This is a genomic window from Streptococcus sp. 20925_1_24 (assembly GCF_041432335.1).
Taxonomy (GTDB): Bacteria; Bacillota; Bacilli; order Lactobacillales; family Streptococcaceae; genus Streptococcus; species Streptococcus mitis_BM.
This window is the reverse complement of sequence record NZ_JAPVZM010000006.1, coordinates 53,030-68,339: the sequence shown is the minus strand read 5'-3', so window position 1 is coordinate 68,339 and position 15,310 is coordinate 53,030. Positions and strand designations below refer to the sequence as shown.

Here is a 15,310-nt window from a genome sequence, read left to right as displayed (position 1 = left end):
AAAATGTGAGTAGATTGTGTGAATTTCACAAAAAAGACCTGGAACAACCAAGCCTTTTAAGTGAATAATAACTGACGAATAGCCACCAAATCTTCCATATCCAAGTCATTTTTTAAATAATAGACTGGTGTTTGTTCCTTCCTATGAATCGGGTTATTGGTAACCAGCAAATCATAATGTCGAGTTCGGTCATAGGCTTCAATGGTAATAAAACGATTATATTCCAAATACCGTTTCAAAATGGCAGCCATCCTTGAAAAGACAAGAAAACCAGATGTCAAATCCAGACCAATCCGCATATGCTGGCCACCATTTTCAGCCATATATTCTATCAACTGGAGCCATTCCCAGAGAATTTTCTTATCCAAATCCGTCCCCTGCTGAAAGGCAGGTAGAGCATGAAAAATCTCCTCTGCCGTTCCCCTAAAATCATGTTCCATCAACAAATATGGATGACGATTCTCTAACTGATACTTGTAGCGATCCTGTAAAATATAGCCCTTATAGAGATAGGCTTGAGCACAAAGCTGACTAAGTTCATAGGTGACATGGTCCTCTGTATAGTCCCCCAATAGTTCCTCCTTCTTCATTTCTTGAATCAACTGCGTCAGCAAATCTGCCAACTGCCCTCCAAATCCAAGAATATACTCCATAGTATGAAGAGGAAGAATGCGATGAGATAGGAGGAAGGAGAAGAAAATCATCATCTCACCATCCTCAGTTCCGAGAGGGATGTGTTGCCCAGCGAAAAAGGACGGAGCCTTTCTCAGCAAACGAAGGTAGAAAATATTGTCAAAATACCCTCGCATTTTTTCTTCTATGACTTGAAACTGACAGGCATTGACCCGAAGACGCTGTTGACTGATATGAACCCAGAGAACCAAATCCAATTTCTGGCCCGAAGACAAGCTAGCACCGCAGATTTCTTCTAGAGTAGCAATATCCTGCTTTCTCTCTGATTTCTGCATGTGACCTTCCCATTCCTGACTAGACCATACCTTGCGAAAAAGACAGAAATAGAAATAGCGAATCTGATGCTCTGGACCTCGCCACCGTCCATTTTGGATGGATAAATCAAATTCTGACAAAATCTGATTTAAACCAGCCAAGTGGCGACCAAGCGTAGCCTCGCTAATCATCAATTCTTGAGCCAGCTGATGGGCCAAAAACTGTTGGTGGTAGAGAAGATAAACAAGAATCTGGTATTTAACAGCATTCTCCAAAAACAGGCTCCGAATCTCTCTCCCCTTGGTAGCTGCACCAATCGACAGGCGCAGATTTTCATCTTCTAAGGAGATGTTCAGCTCTAAGCCACTGTCCAAAGCCTTGTCATTGAGTAGGGTGACATATTTGGTTAGGGTTGCTTTTGAAAATCCTGTTTCCTCCATTACAGCCTTGACGGTCGTCTGAGACTCTTGTAATAGAAAGGAAAGGATTGAAAATTGGCCAGATTCAGCCTTTTCCATCAAATCTCCTAAATACATTTATTACCCCTTTCATTTTCTACCTTAAGCATAGCATAAATCTTACAAATGCTGAAATAATCTGTTTCTCTTTTTATTTTCATGCTGATTTCCTGGTCCATTATCCTAAAAATCAGCAAACACACGGCTCCCCCTTTGGGCATTTTTATGCTAAAATAGTAGCTATGGATAAAATTATTAAAACTATATCAGAAAGTGGCGCCTTTCGTGCTTTTGTCCTTGACAGCACAGAAACCGTCCGCACTGCTCAAGAAAAACACCAAACCCAAGCTAGCTCAACTGTAGCGCTTGGTCGAACTCTTATCGCTAGCCAGATTCTCGCAGCCAATGAAAAAGGAAATACTAAACTAACAGTTAAGGTGCTGGGATCTAGCTCACTAGGTGCTATCATCACCGTCGCTGATACCAAGGGGAACGTCAAAGGTTACGTTCAAAATCCTGGTGTCGATATCAAAAAGACTGCAACTGGTGAAGTCCTAGTCGGACCTTTTGTTGGAAACGGTCAATTCCTCGTTATCACAGACTACGGTACTGGAAATCCTTACAACTCTATGACTCCCCTTATCTCTGGGGAAATCGGTGAAGACCTTGCCTTTTACCTGACTGAAAGTCAACAAACCCCTTCAGCAGTCGGTCTCAATGTCCTTTTAGACGAAGAAGACAAGGTCAAGGTTGCTGGTGGTTTCCTAGTTCAAGTCTTGCCAGGAGCTAAGGAAGAAGAGATTGCTCGCTTTGAAAAACGCATCCAAGAAATGCCAGCTATCTCAACCCTTCTGGAAAGCGACGACCATATCGAAGCCCTCCTCAAGGCAATCTACGGTGACGAGGCCTACAAGCGTCTTTCTGAAGAAGAAATCTGTTTCCAATGTGACTGTAGCCATGAGCGCTTTATGAACGCTCTTGCTAGCCTTCCAAGCTCAGACTTGCAGGAAATGAAAGAGGAAGACCATGGGGCAGAAATCACTTGTCAATTCTGCCAAACAACTTACAACTTTGATGAAAACGACCTGGAGGAACTCATTCGTGACAAATCTTAATACACCCTTTATGATTGGCAATGTTGAGATTCCCAATCGTACCGTTTTAGCACCCATGGCTGGTGTGACCAACTCAGCCTTTCGTACCATCGCAAAAGAGCTCGGTGCTGGACTCGTTGTCATGGAAATGGTCTCTGACAAGGGAATCCAATACAACAACGAAAAAACCCTGCACATGCTTCATATCGATGAAGGCGAAAACCCTGTTTCTATCCAACTTTTTGGTAGTGATGAAGACAGCCTAGCACGCGCAGCAGAATTCATCCAAGAAAACACCAAGACCGATATCGTCGATATCAACATGGGCTGCCCAGTTAACAAAATCGTGAAGAACGAAGCTGGCGCTATGTGGCTCAAGGATCCAGACAAGATCTACTCGATCATCAACAAGGTCCAATCTGTCCTTGATATCCCCCTTACTGTCAAAATGCGTACAGGCTGGGCTGACCCGTCTCTGGCAGTAGAAAATGCCCTGGCCGCTGAAGCTGCAGGTGTTTCTGCCCTCGCCATGCATGGCCGTACCCGTGAACAAATGTACACAGGTCACGCTGACCTTGAGACCCTTCACAAGGTTGCCCAAGCTCTAACCAAGATTCCATTCATCGCCAACGGTGACATCCGTACGGTTCAAGAAGCCAAACAACGCATCGAAGAAGTCGGTGCTGACGCAGTCATGATTGGCCGTGCTGCCATGGGGAATCCTTACCTCTTTAACCAAATCAACCACTACTTTGAAACAGGAGAAATCCTACCTGATTTGACCTTTGAAGACAAGATGAAAATCGCCTACGAACACTTGAAACGATTGATTAACCTCAAAGGAGAAAACGTCGCAGTTCGTGAATTCCGTGGCCTCGCTCCTCACTACCTCCGTGGAACATCTGGCGCTGCCAAACTCCGTGGAGCCATTTCACAAGCTAGCACCCTAGCAGAGATTGAAGCTCTCTTGCAATTGGATAAGGCTTAAAATGGTTCATACTGCTCTACTGATTATCGATATGCAAAAAGCATTTGATAACCCTATCTGGCGAGAACGAAACAACCCTCAAGCTGAACATCAAGCACTGAGGGTACTGGCATACTTTCGTAAACACGGTCTTCCAGTCTTACACGTTCAACACATATCTGACAATCCCCAGTCGCAATTTCATAACAAACAAAATCAGGAGTTTAAAAGTGGATTTGAGCCAATCACCTCCGAACCTGTCTTTCAAAAAACGGTTAATAGCGCCTTTATTGGAACAAATCTTGAAACATATTTACGAAAAAATCAGATTTGTCATTTAGTCGTTGTTGGTTTGACCCTACCTCATTGTGTATCTACTACGACACGAATGGCAGCAAATCTTGGTTTTGAAGTCACTTTACTAGCAGATGCCACTGCCAGTTTTACCCTATCTAACAAAAACGGTCAGGCCATCTCTCCTGAGACTATCCATGAGATTAATCTCCTTTCTCTACAAGATGAATTTGCTCAAATTCTTACTACAGAAGAATTTTTAACCCAAGTACAAGTATAAAATAATCCGTCAACCCTTATTGAGCTGATGGATTTTCTTTGATTGTAAAAACTTAAATACTGAGAGTTATTATTGACTCAAAGCAACACTGGAAACCTTGCCATCCGCTCCTGTTGTAATTTGGATGACTTTTCCTCCACCGATTTTGGCATTATACTTGCCACTATCAAGAGTATAAGAGTAGCCTCTGATAGAGTAACTTTCTTTCTTTCCATCAGCAGATTCTACTGTAAATTGACCACCTGATGAAACTGTGATGGTTTCGCCATTTGCTCCCTTCCAGTTGCCAGCTGCTGCTGAGAAATCACCATCTACCATGGCTAAAACACCCTTGTAGCGTTTATTTTGCTCTGCTTGTTTGTCTTGAAGTTTGCGGTCAGTTGTTGGGTCATAGCTTGATTGGTTAGACTGGGCTTGAGGAGACTGTTGAGTTGAAGGAGACTGAGCAGGAGTTTGTTGACTAGCTGCCTGTTGATTAGACACCTCTTGACCTTGTCTTTGCTCTGGTGCAGGTGTTGCTGGTGATGATGTTGTAGTTACTGCAGACTGGTCAGTAGACGCCTTGGACTTTTCAGATGAAGCTGAACTTGAGGATTTCTGAGTCTTGCTTTCTTCGCTAGCAGAAGTTGCTTTAGAACTTGATGATTGGCTTGTCTTAAAAGAACTGCTTGCTTGAGTTGTTTCCTTTTTATTTCCACAAGCTCCTAATAGCAAGGTAGAAGCCAATACAGTTGCTGCCATCAATTTGATATAGGTTTTCTTTTTCATTTTCATTTTTCTACTCCTTTGTAATGTTTTAGAAATATAACGAAATCTTTTTGTAATATTATTGTAACATTCAGATTTAAATATGTCAATAATTTATCTAAACTATTTTAAAAATCTCACATAATTTAGATACATTTACTCCTCCTACTCTTCTATTCGTAATAAAACAGAAAAACAGGAGATTTTCCTATTAAAAATTTGAATTTGTTTTTGTGTAATCGCTTTCATCTTTAAGTACAAAGGAATATAATAACGTTGAAATAGAATATAGGAGGTGCATTCTTATGCTAAATAAGTATTACAAGTATCTTCCTTGGTTGATTGTGGCAGCTATTGGCTCTTATCAATCAGCCACTTACTATGCGCGAACTGCATTTGATGTGTTTTATCTGACTACAGTTTTTATGATTTTCTATATATCTTTGTTATTTTTACATGAGAACTATCTCAAGTATCGATACAAAGACTTCTTTACTCACATGTTGAGTAATTCTAAGAAAGATAGCCATCCCTAAAACAGTCGCAACAGCAAATAAAGAAGTCGGGAGCTTTTTCCCGACCTCGTTTTTTATTTCAATCGATAGGTTTTTCTTGGTTTCTTTTTAGGTACTCGTTTGAGTCCGACTTCTTCTACATATTCTCCGTATTTTACGAGAAAGTTATTGCTGACGATTGGACGACCGGGGTTGATAAGATTGACCAGTTCAGTTCCTTCGTAGACAGTGAACTCCTCCTCCAGCAGATAAAGGAAGGTCGGATTCCAGTCGAGACGGCCTTGGATTCGTTTGATGGATTCTTGGATAATGGCATAATGGTCAAAAGCGAAAGCTTGCTCCTCCAACTCTACTCCCTCTAAGAAGCACTTACCCGTCTGAAAATCGACATCTACAAAAACCACATCCTTGGCATCGTCTCCTGCTTGAACAAGTTCTAATGCACGACTAGGCAAATAAACCAAGTGGGCAATGGTCACTGTCCAGCCCCGTGGGTCACGGCCGGGAGTCGATACGGTCATCAATTGCTCGATTTTTTCCAAAGGAAGATCGAGATTGACTTCTTCTCTCACCTCACGCTGACAGGCATGCGCAGCATCTTCGCCCTTGTCCATAAATCCTCCAACAAGAGCCAAACAATTTTGATAAGGGTGAGCCTTGCGACGAATTAATAAGAGCTTGATCTTTCCTTCGACAAAGCAGTAGGCTACCATATCCACCGTCACACTTGGTTTTTCGTATTGAGGGAGTTCCTGCTTGTAGTACCAGTCTAAAAACTCCTCCTGACTGGCATGAATTTCAAAATATTCTTTTTCCGTCATCCCTTCTGGAATCTTTATGTCTGCCATTTTATGCCTCCTTACGAACTGCCTTGGTCCATTGGTACCAACCTACTAGACTATTGAGTGTGTAAACCCAGTACATCCCTTGGATATGGATATTTTCACCCCACCAGAGGTAGATACTAAAAAGATTGGTTGCAATCCAGAAAATCCATTGTTCACGGTAGAGACGTGTCATCAAGAGCTGACCGACACCATTGGTCGCATCGGTAACACTATCACGGAAAGGGCGAACACTATGGATACTTTGGTATGCCAAGCCCATACCAATCCAAATGATAGCAGTCAAAGCCAAGTACTTGAGCCAGTCAAGCACAGATAATTTCTTAGCTTCAAAGTGAGATTCTTCTACTTTTCCTTGGTCATTGATACGATTGGACAGCCAAGCATAGAGACCAATCGGCTGCATGACAAAGAAGTAAACAGTCGTCAAAACTTCACCATAAAAAGTCGCATTCATAGCCAAAACCAAATAGATAGCAGAGTTAATGGCCCCAAAGAGATAATTGCTTGCACGCCCTTCTGCTACCAAGATAACACAGACAATCCCAGTCCAAGATGCAAACAAGCTCATCCAGTCATGACTTTCTGTATTTTGCGTAAATTCCAAGATCAAGGGAACACTTGACAGGACGATGAGATACAACCACTGGAAGAGGCTACGACCGACAAAAAGATCTTTCCAGAGCAGGTTCATGATTCCTGCAAAACCAATCTTGCGGGCTTCCGCATGGACATTTTTAAAGTTTTCGATAAATTGTGTGATTTTTTCAGTTAGTTTTTTCATATTTTTATCCTAATCTGCTTGGTAAATGGCATCAATAGCCACTTTTGCTGCTTCATAATTTCCTAGATAATCCTCAGCTAGATAAACTAGTGGAATTGTTGTTAAATATCGCTCTCTCATCTGATCCAAATGCTGGGAAAAACTGTGACGAATATGGTCTTCTGCCATAGTCATATCTCTAAATCCGTCATTGACATAGGAGCCGACAGGCTGCACAAAGAGAATCAAGTCCCATTTTTCCTTAGCCAAGATCGAAACAAAGAGATTATCAAAGGTTTCTCCTGATAAGTCCTCTTGATCCTCAGTCTCCATATAATAATCATAGTATCCCTTGGTTACTAAGGAGTTGGTATCTGCTATCACCAGTCCCCTATTGGCATTGCTGTCAATTAACTTAGAGGTCTGGTCATACTGGCCCAACAGGAGATAATAGTAATCTTTTGGAGTCAATTCATCGTCGCGGACATTGTTTTTGATCTGGTATTCACGCGCGTATTCCAGACTGACGGGTGCATCGTAATACCTTGCCAAATCCTTGGTCAGAGTGGTCTTCCCATTGCTGGCACTTCCCATAATCAACACTTTCTTTGTAAACTGACGACGGAAGGGTTGAGCGATATATTTCCAATATTTGCTTGGGTTTTCTCGAATCATAGTTGCTGAGATACCAAACTTTCTTTCTTGCAAAACAGTCTCAAAACCACGATTTGATAATTCTTGCTGGTAGTCTGCTTCTCCCACAAAGAAAATTAGTTCTTGCTGGATTTCATCATAGGAAAGCTCCTCTAACATTTGGTCCAACCACTCCTGCCAGCCCATAGGGTAACGAGGAAGATTGGTCTCATCTAACTTACAAACCGAGGTCAACTCGTCATCACCAAAGGCCTCTCGGATATAGCGGAATCTTTTTTGAAGCGTTAAGCCTACCTGTTCCCCTCTGTCTCCCTCATAGCCTGAAACGACAATCCAGACCTGGTCACATAGCCGCTTCGCTCGCTGAATCAGATCGATATGTCCTTGATGAAGCGGAGCAAAGGTCCCAAATACCACTGCTGTTTTCTTTTTCATAAACGCATTATCTTTTTATATTTTTTGATATTTTCGTTATCTATGTTTTTATTATAAACTATATTTTTGTTTTGTCAATAGTTTTTTATTGTTTTTTATAAAAAAGTAGCAAAAAAGAAAATCAAGATTGCTCCTGATTCTCCATTTTTATGCAATATCAAATTTTAACTGGCCTGCTTTAACACCAATCTTAAGTGTGTTGCCTGCCACCAAATCTCCCTTAAGAAGAAGTTCTGCCAACTTGTCCTCCACTTCTGTTTGCAGGGTTCTGCGAAGTGGACGAGCTCCCATCTCTGGGTCATATCCTTGATTTGCTAACAATTTCAGTGCGGAAGCTTGTAATTTCAAGTCAATGCCTTTTTCAGCCAAACTTGCCACTAAAGGTTTGACCATAATCTTCACCACTTCCTGCATATGGTCGCTAGAAAGGCTATGGAAGACCACCTTTTCATCAATACGGTTGATAAACTCCGGTCTATAAGCCTTTTTCAGCTCTTCAAACATGCGTTTTTCCATATTTTCCTGGTCAAAACGAATATCCTTAGCCCCAAAACCGACGGTCTTGTCATCCCGAAGGGCTGTCGCACCAAGATTTGACGTCATGATGATAATGGTATTTGAAAAGTCAACCTTGCGGCCCTTGCTATCGGTCAAGACACCGTCATCCAAGACCTGCAAGAGAACATTAAAGATATCTGGGTGGGCCTTCTCTACCTCGTCAAAAAGGAGAACGGAATATGGTTTGTTGCGAACCTTCTCGGTCAACTCCCCACCTTCTTCATAGCCCACATAGCCTGGAGGAGCTCCGTTGAGACGACTGGCTGCAAATTTCTCCATATACTCACTCATATCAAAGCGGATAAGGGCTGATTCGTCATCAAAAAGAACTTCTGCTAGAGCCTTGGCCAATTCGGTCTTCCCGACACCTGTGGGTCCTAAGAACATAAAGGAACCAATCGGGCGCTTGTGACTACGAATACCAGACTGATTGCGGCGAATGGCACGGCTAATGCTTGAAACTGCTTGATCTTGACCGATGACACGTTTATGCAATTCAGCTTCCAAGTTTAAGTATTTCTTAGCATCCGTTTGAGTCAGTTTTTGAACTGGAATACCTGATAAGCGACTCAAGGTGGTCAAAATATCAGACTCTGTCACCAAGTCTTTATAGACAGGTACTTGCTCTTCTTTTGCGATTAGCTGGGCTGCCTGTTTCCACTTACCATCCATCAAGGCCTTGTCAGCTGGACTTAAGCCAGAATCGTCTGCTTTTACATGCTTAGACTTATTTTGCACCGTTGCTGCCGCTTCATCTAAGAGATCGATAGCAGAGTCTGGCAAATGGCGACTAGTCAAGTAACGATGAGCCATCTTAACAGCTGTTTCAACTGCTTCATCTGTGATTTGCACACGGTGATGTTTCTCATAAGTCGCCTTCAAGCCTTGTAAAATGGTCATGCTGTCGGCCACACTTGGCTCTTCAATCGTTACTTTAGCGAATCGACGAGAAAGGGCCGCATCTTTTTCAATGTGTTTTTGGTACTCTTCCTGAGTTGTCGCACCAACCGTTCTCAAAGTTCCACGCGCCAAGGCTGGCTTCAAGATATTGGCCGCATCCAGAGTTGAGTCAATTCCACTCCCAGAACCCATGATGGTATGAAGTTCATCGATAAAGAGAATGACTTGGCCATCTTCTTCAATATCCTTGATGATATTGTTCATGCGTTCTTCAAAGTCACCACGGAAGCGTGTCCCTGCCACGACATTCATCAAATCAAGCTCTAACACGCGCATCTTAGCCATTTCCGCAGGCACGTCACCACTAGCAATACGCTGGGCAAGACCAAGTGCCAGAGCAGTTTTTCCGACACCTGCATCCCCAACCAAGACAGGATTGTTCTTGGTCTTTCGACTCAAGATTTGAATCATACGTGAGATTTCCTTATCCCGACCGATGACTGGTTCTAACTTGCCAGAACGCGCTTGCTCTGTCAAATCATGCGTATAGTCCTCGAGACCACCACTCGGAGTCTGGGGCATCCCCATCATATTAGCCATAGAATTTTGCTTGTCAGCCACTGTACGATGGCGTTGGCGTAGAGCCTTGAGGTCTTCACGAGTCCAGCCTGCACGTTCTTCTAGATTTCGACGTAGGGCAGCAATCTTGACCTGATCTTTCTTATCTTCATAAGAAAAACCAGCTCTCTCCAAGATACGAGTAGCCAAGGCATTGCCATCATGCAAGATCGCATAGAGGACGTGCTCCGTCCCTAGCACCTTAGCATGGACCACTGACGCTACATACTCTGCTTCGTCAAAAAGAACCTGCAAACGATGGGAGAACGGCAATTCCGTAAAGGTTTCATCCTGGCTATAGTCCGTTTCAGTCAGTTCCAAAGCTACTTCTTCTAAACGGTCCATCTCATATGGATAATCATTTAAAGTTGCCCCTGCCACACTATAACTGTGATTGGACATGGCAATCAACAAGTGCCAAGACTCTAGGTAACGAGCTCCAAAATGGCCAGCCACCATGTAGGCACTTTCGATACATTCATTCAATGCTTTTGAATAGTTCATCTTACTTCCCTTTTCTATCTACCTCTTGTATGACCTGTCGTAGCATATTAGCACGAACAACTGGAGCTTCTTCTCCTAAAACGCGATCCAAAGCTACTGATACTAGCAAATTCATCTCCTGCTTGGTCATCAATTCCTGCTCAACCAAAAGCTGTAGAATATCCTCATAAATTTCTTGACTGACCCGCTCGCCAATCGAATAAAGTAGCTCTCGGAGCATTTCATGATGACTAGAAAACTCAATCCGTCCTATACGAATGTAGCCTCCGCCACCACGCTTACTTTCAACCAAGTAGCCTCTACTTTCCGTAAAGCGTGTCTTGATCACATAGTTAATCTGACTAGGAACAACCTGAAAAGTATCTGCCAACTGACTCCGTTGCAACTCCACAATTCCAGATTGATCTAAAATCGCCTTGATGTAGGCCTCAATATGATCCGATGTATTTTTAAATCTCATTACAAACCCACCTCTCTCTTTAAACCTTGACTATCTTTGACTATTATACCGAAATTTTCTCATTTTTAAAAGAAAAAGGGCGCTGGTAAAGGATAATCTTCACCAACTCCCTATTTTTCTACTTATCTAAGCCTAATTCTGCCAAAATTTGACGTTTGTAGGCAATCTTTTGAACTTCCTTGTCCTCATCTTCAGACCAATCTAGTTTAATTTCTGAAACAATCTGCCCAGGGCGATTTTTCAAGATATAGATGCGGTCGCTGAGATTGAGGGCCTCCTCGATACTATGAGTAATAATCAATGTTGTCAGGTGCAACTGCTTGTGAATTTCAAGGTACCAAGCGTGGAGTTCCATCTTGGTCATCTCATCCAAGGCACTAAAGGCTTCATCTAAGAGAAAGAGCTTGTGCCCGAAAAGATAGGTCCTGAGTAAGGCTACACGCTGGCGCATCCCTCCACTGAGTTCATGAGGGTATTTATCTCTTACAGCTGTCAACTGAAATGTCGCAAGAATTTCATCTGCGCGAGCAATAGCTTCTGCCTTATCCACCTTTTGAATCAAGAGGGGCAGAATGATATTACCAAGCACCGTCTTGTGCTCCAAGAGCAGATCCTTTTGCAACATATAACTCACGCGCCCCTTGGGATTTTCTTCACCATCAAGGACAATTCTCCCTGACTGAACTTCTAAAATCCCAGCGATCAGATTAAAGAGTGTGGTCTTTCCTACACCACTTGGGCCTAAGATAGAAACCACTTCACCTGAGGTGACTTTCAGATTGATGTCCTCTAAAATCCTCTCTTCGCCATAAGCATAACTGACGTGTTCTAGTCTTATTTCTGTCATTATTTCACAAATTCGTTGGTGAAGCCTTTGTCTGTCAAATCTTCTTTAAGGATACCATTTTCTTTATCCCATTTGTAGAAGGCATTCCAGCGAGCTGCATCAAATTGACCCCATTTTTCCTTGTCGCTTGCGTATTCTTTTGACAAGTATTTTTGAGATTCGATGACAAAGTCACGTTTTTCCTTGAGTTCAGGTGCATTCTTAATGAGGATATCAGCTGCTTCTTCTGGATGCTCCATAGCGTATTGGTAGCCTTTTTTGATAGCTTGGATAACTTTGCGAGCTTCTTCTTTGTTGTCTTTCAAATAGTCGTTGTTGGCGATGATAACTGGTGAGTAGTAGTCAAATTCTTTAACGTAGTCTTTCAAGTACATGAAATTAGCATCTACACCTTGAGATTTGGCAAGGATACCATCCCAACCGTAGTAGATCCAAGCAGTGTCAAATACTCCATTGGCAATCGGTGTGATAGAGTTTGAATCGTTGTTTGGTACTTTTTCGACTTTATCAAAGTCCCCACCTTGTGACTCTACCAATGTTTTCAACATAGCAAGTTCAGTTGGGTCATTCCAAGTTCCGTATTTCTTACCAACCAAGTCCTTTGGACTGCTTACATTATCAGATTTACGAGAGATGATTCCTGATGTATTGTGTTCTACGATAGCTGCAACGGCAGTAATTCCTGCACCTTTTTCCAATTTTTTAGCCATGTAGTCTTGGAAATACACTGCAAATGGTGCCTTACCATTGATAACCAAATCAGAAGAACTTTCTTCTGGTGGCAATTTCAAATCAACATCCACTCCAGCTTCTTTGAAATAACCTTTTTCCTTGGCCACATAAAGCCCTGTGTGGTTGGTATTTGGTGTCCAGTCTAGGATAAAGTCAATCTTCTTGAGTTCTACCTCTTTGTTATCCTTAGAAGCAGTTCCTTGGCCACAGGCCACAAGCACAACAGCTACAAGAGCTGTCACAAGCGTTAAAAACACTTTCCATGTTTTTTTCATTTTGATTTCCTCTTTTCTTTTTCAGAAACATTCTCATTCTACGAACGTTTCCATTTAATAACATATTTTTCACTGACATCGACCAATTTCATACCAAGAAGGCTGATAATCGATACCAGAATAATAATAGCAAACATAGTATCATACTGAAACAGTTTCTTGGACTGAATCATGTAGACACCTAGTCCTTCAAAGCCTCCCAACCACTCAGATACCACTGTTGTGATAAAAGCGTAGGAGACACTGACCCTCAGACCTGCATAAAAGTAAGGCAGGCTGACTGGAATTTTAAAATGCCATAGGATTTGCCAAGGCTTGGCCCACATCAGACTAAACAAGGTCAGCATATCCTTGTCACAATGCCTAAAGCCGTCCAAAATACTGACGATGATAGGAAAAGTTGTCGTCAAGATAATCAAGACAATCTTGGGCAAAATCCCATAACCTAGCCACAAGACCAAGATAGGAGCTATGGCAATGGTCGGAATGGTCTGAACGACCACCATCATAGGGTAAATCAGGTCATTGAGCCAAGTCAAACTATCCATAAGTACAGCCATGAGACAGGCAATCAAAACTCCCAAAACCAACCCCAGTAAAGCCACTCTCAAGGTCGCCCAGCTATGGTGCCAGAGAAATTCTCTATCACGAACAAAGGCCTGGAGAATTTCAAGAGGTGTCGGCAGGATAAACTTGGGGAGAAGTTTAAGAAAACCTGCTAACTGCCAGATTGACAAGACTCCTAGAAAGCCCAATAGACTAATGTGTCGTCTCAGTATACTTTTCAAGTTTCTCATCAATACTTAAAATCTCTCCTACATTTATTTTGACATTGGCAAAGACATTATCTGCCTCCTGCCCTGCCATCTCTAGCGCTTCTTTGAGAATGCGCATAAGCTCATCAAACTCCCCTTCCAAGACCGTTTCAAATGGTGTCACCACCATGGTCACTTCTTGAGCTTGCAGATAAGCAATGACCTGATCGATAACAGCTATCCGATCAATCCCCTGCGATAGGGGTAAAACTTGCAAGGCGATGCTTGCTTTCATAAGAACCTCCTCTTCTCGTTTTCCTTTTTACAAAAAGAAAAACCTTTACCATATATGGAAAAGGTCAAGAATAGACTAAGTATCGTTCCCTACGCTGGCATTACCCAGATCAGGTGCGGTCGAAGCTTAACGCTTCCTCTCAGACTGTACACAGACTCCCATATATTATATGGACATATGATAGCGCAAAATAAAAAAAATGTCAAGGAAACTGCTTACAGAAAAAGTAGGAAAAATTTCCTACTTTTTCTATACTCTCACACCATCACTATTTACTCTGTAGCCATCCACCGTCGTATTGACAGCTAAGGCACCTGAAGAGTAAGAATAATACCACTTACCAGACACTTGATACCAGCCTGTTTTCATTGCCCCTGAACCATCCAGATAATACCAAACCCCATTTTCCTTTAACCAACCTGTCTGCATTTCACCAGATGTTTTCAAATAATACCAGCTAGAACCATCTTTCAGCCATCCCGTTGATTTAGAACCATTTGATTTAAAATGATACCAATTACCATTTATTTTCTTCCAACCAACAGTCAGAACATCATTGGAACTACCTTCTGTTTGATTCTGCGATGACACAACCTCCTCTAACTGAATATAGCGACGACTTCCACTATAAGATATATAACTCAACCACTTATACCCATCTTTTTCAAGTACCTGATCATAATGAACACTCTCACCTGGAGAATAATATGCAATTGAAGTTGCACTAACTAAAGGTTGATTTTTTATAGCTGCCTTATTCTTAAAATAATGAGTTCCTCCTGTCGAAGAAGGTTGACTATTGAATACTTTGCTACTACTTACTACATTACCTCCCTCCAAATCTTTAAAATGAATAAATCCTGTCATCGTATTTGCTTTTATAATTCGTTTATTATAGGATCCTGTATAACCATAGTTGTATTCCTCAATTTCTATATTATCCCCCATTACATTTGAAACCCAGGCAACATGACCATATCCTCCTGCAGTAGACCAAGCAATAGATCCAATCGTTGGTACACTATCTACACGATAGCCTTCACGACGAGCACGATACCCCCATTCATTCGCATTTCCATAAGCTCCTGGAATCTCAAAACCATTGACACTACTCAAGCGAAAGGCTGCAAATGAAGTACACTGACGAGAGTACATGCGCCACTTATCAATTTCCTGACTCCCATTTTTATAGTAAGTAGGATAATCATCCCCACGCGCAATCGATCCATTTCCTCCGGAATAGGCATATACACTATCACCCGCTGCTAACATCAATCCTACTACTAAAAAGGGAACAACCTTTTTAGCTGATTTTCTGAAAGAAAATCTTGTCTCTGCTACTTTAAATGGTGAAATTTTCATTCTT

16 protein-coding genes and 1 riboswitch are annotated in these 15,310 nt (G+C 42.1%); of the genes, 4 read left to right on the top strand and 12 right to left on the bottom strand.

Translation table 11 applies throughout. The features are described 5' to 3' along the window. Window positions 1-56 precede the first annotated feature (56 nt). Window positions 57-1,484 (bottom strand): helix-turn-helix domain-containing protein, encoded by a 1,428-nt coding sequence (locus O3650_RS04450; RefSeq protein ID WP_371491680.1) that lies wholly within the window; start codon window positions 1,482-1,484, stop codon window positions 57-59. 164 nt (window positions 1,485-1,648) lie between these two features. Between O3650_RS04450 and hslO the strand changes: the two genes are divergently transcribed. The 3 genes from hslO to O3650_RS04435 are packed head-to-tail and all read left to right on the top strand — an operon-like array spanning window position 1,649 to window position 4,041. Next, window positions 1,649-2,521, top strand: a complete 873-nt coding sequence (hslO, locus tag O3650_RS04445; protein WP_261085289.1) for an Hsp33 family molecular chaperone HslO — start codon at window positions 1,649-1,651, stop codon at window positions 2,519-2,521. After that, window positions 2,508-3,488 carry a tRNA dihydrouridine synthase DusB gene (dusB, locus tag O3650_RS04440; RefSeq protein WP_000183308.1) on the top strand — a complete coding sequence of 327 codons (981 nt, stop codon included), beginning with the start codon at window positions 2,508-2,510 and terminating at the stop codon, window positions 3,486-3,488. The genes hslO and dusB overlap by 14 nt, the downstream gene beginning before the upstream one ends. Window position 3,489: 1 nt before the next feature. Beyond that, window positions 3,490-4,041, top strand: coding sequence for a cysteine hydrolase family protein (locus O3650_RS04435; RefSeq protein ID WP_203175227.1), 552 nt, complete (start codon window positions 3,490-3,492; stop codon window positions 4,039-4,041). 69 nt (window positions 4,042-4,110) lie between these two features. Here O3650_RS04435 and O3650_RS04430 read toward each other — a convergent pair whose 3' ends face one another. After that, entirely contained in the window at window positions 4,111-4,809 is a 699-nt protein-coding gene (locus O3650_RS04430) for a hypothetical protein (protein WP_203175231.1), read from the bottom strand. A 284-nt stretch (window positions 4,810-5,093) separates the two neighbouring features. Between O3650_RS04430 and O3650_RS04425 the strand changes: the two genes are divergently transcribed. Continuing rightward, entirely contained in the window at window positions 5,094-5,324 is a 231-nt protein-coding gene (locus tag O3650_RS04425) for a hypothetical protein (RefSeq protein WP_153193814.1), read from the top strand. 53 nt (window positions 5,325-5,377) lie between these two features. Here the strand turns inward: O3650_RS04425 and O3650_RS04420 are convergent, their stop codons facing one another. From O3650_RS04420 to cbpD, 10 genes are all read right to left on the bottom strand, one after another. Further along, complete coding sequence (locus O3650_RS04420; protein WP_153193813.1) at window positions 5,378-6,151, bottom strand: NUDIX hydrolase; 774 nt, start codon at window positions 6,149-6,151, stop codon at window positions 5,378-5,380. Window position 6,152: 1 nt separating this feature from the next. Next, on the bottom strand, window positions 6,153-6,932 hold the full coding sequence (gene pnuC, locus O3650_RS04415; protein ID WP_203175226.1) for a nicotinamide riboside transporter PnuC: 780 nt from the start codon (window positions 6,930-6,932) through the stop codon (window positions 6,153-6,155). Between the two features lie 9 nt (window positions 6,933-6,941). Further along, window positions 6,942-8,000 (bottom strand): AAA family ATPase, encoded by a 1,059-nt coding sequence (locus O3650_RS04410; protein WP_153193811.1) that lies wholly within the window; start codon window positions 7,998-8,000, stop codon window positions 6,942-6,944. A 147-nt stretch (window positions 8,001-8,147) separates the two neighbouring features. Further along, window positions 8,148-10,580: an ATP-dependent Clp protease ATP-binding subunit gene (locus O3650_RS04405; protein WP_153193810.1), complete on the bottom strand. Its 2,433-nt coding sequence runs from the start codon at window positions 10,578-10,580 to the stop codon at window positions 8,148-8,150. Between the two features lies 1 nt (window position 10,581). After that, window positions 10,582-11,040: a CtsR family transcriptional regulator gene (locus O3650_RS04400; RefSeq protein ID WP_001211279.1), complete on the bottom strand. Its 459-nt coding sequence runs from the start codon at window positions 11,038-11,040 to the stop codon at window positions 10,582-10,584. A 118-nt stretch (window positions 11,041-11,158) separates the two neighbouring features. Further along, window positions 11,159-11,887, bottom strand: a complete 729-nt coding sequence (locus O3650_RS04395) for an ABC transporter ATP-binding protein (RefSeq protein ID WP_203175223.1) — start codon at window positions 11,885-11,887, stop codon at window positions 11,159-11,161. Beyond that, entirely contained in the window at window positions 11,887-12,894 is a 1,008-nt protein-coding gene (locus O3650_RS04390; RefSeq protein WP_203175221.1) for an ABC transporter substrate-binding protein, read from the bottom strand. The genes O3650_RS04395 and O3650_RS04390 overlap by 1 nt, the downstream gene beginning before the upstream one ends. Before the next feature lie 38 nt (window positions 12,895-12,932). Next, window positions 12,933-13,691 (bottom strand): ABC transporter permease, encoded by a 759-nt coding sequence (locus tag O3650_RS04385; RefSeq protein WP_203175218.1) that lies wholly within the window; start codon window positions 13,689-13,691, stop codon window positions 12,933-12,935. After that, window positions 13,654-13,944, bottom strand: coding sequence for a thiamine-binding protein (locus O3650_RS04380; protein ID WP_203175216.1), 291 nt, complete (start codon window positions 13,942-13,944; stop codon window positions 13,654-13,656). Before O3650_RS04380 ends, O3650_RS04385 begins: the two co-directional genes overlap by 38 nt. Window positions 13,945-14,013: 69 nt before the next feature. Continuing rightward, window positions 14,014-14,116, bottom strand: a riboswitch (TPP riboswitch). A gap of 77 nt (window positions 14,117-14,193) precedes the next feature. Further along, window positions 14,194-15,306: an N-acetylmuramoyl-L-alanine amidase family protein gene (cbpD, locus tag O3650_RS04375; protein WP_203175214.1), complete on the bottom strand. Its 1,113-nt coding sequence runs from the start codon at window positions 15,304-15,306 to the stop codon at window positions 14,194-14,196. Window positions 15,307-15,310 lie beyond the last annotated feature (4 nt).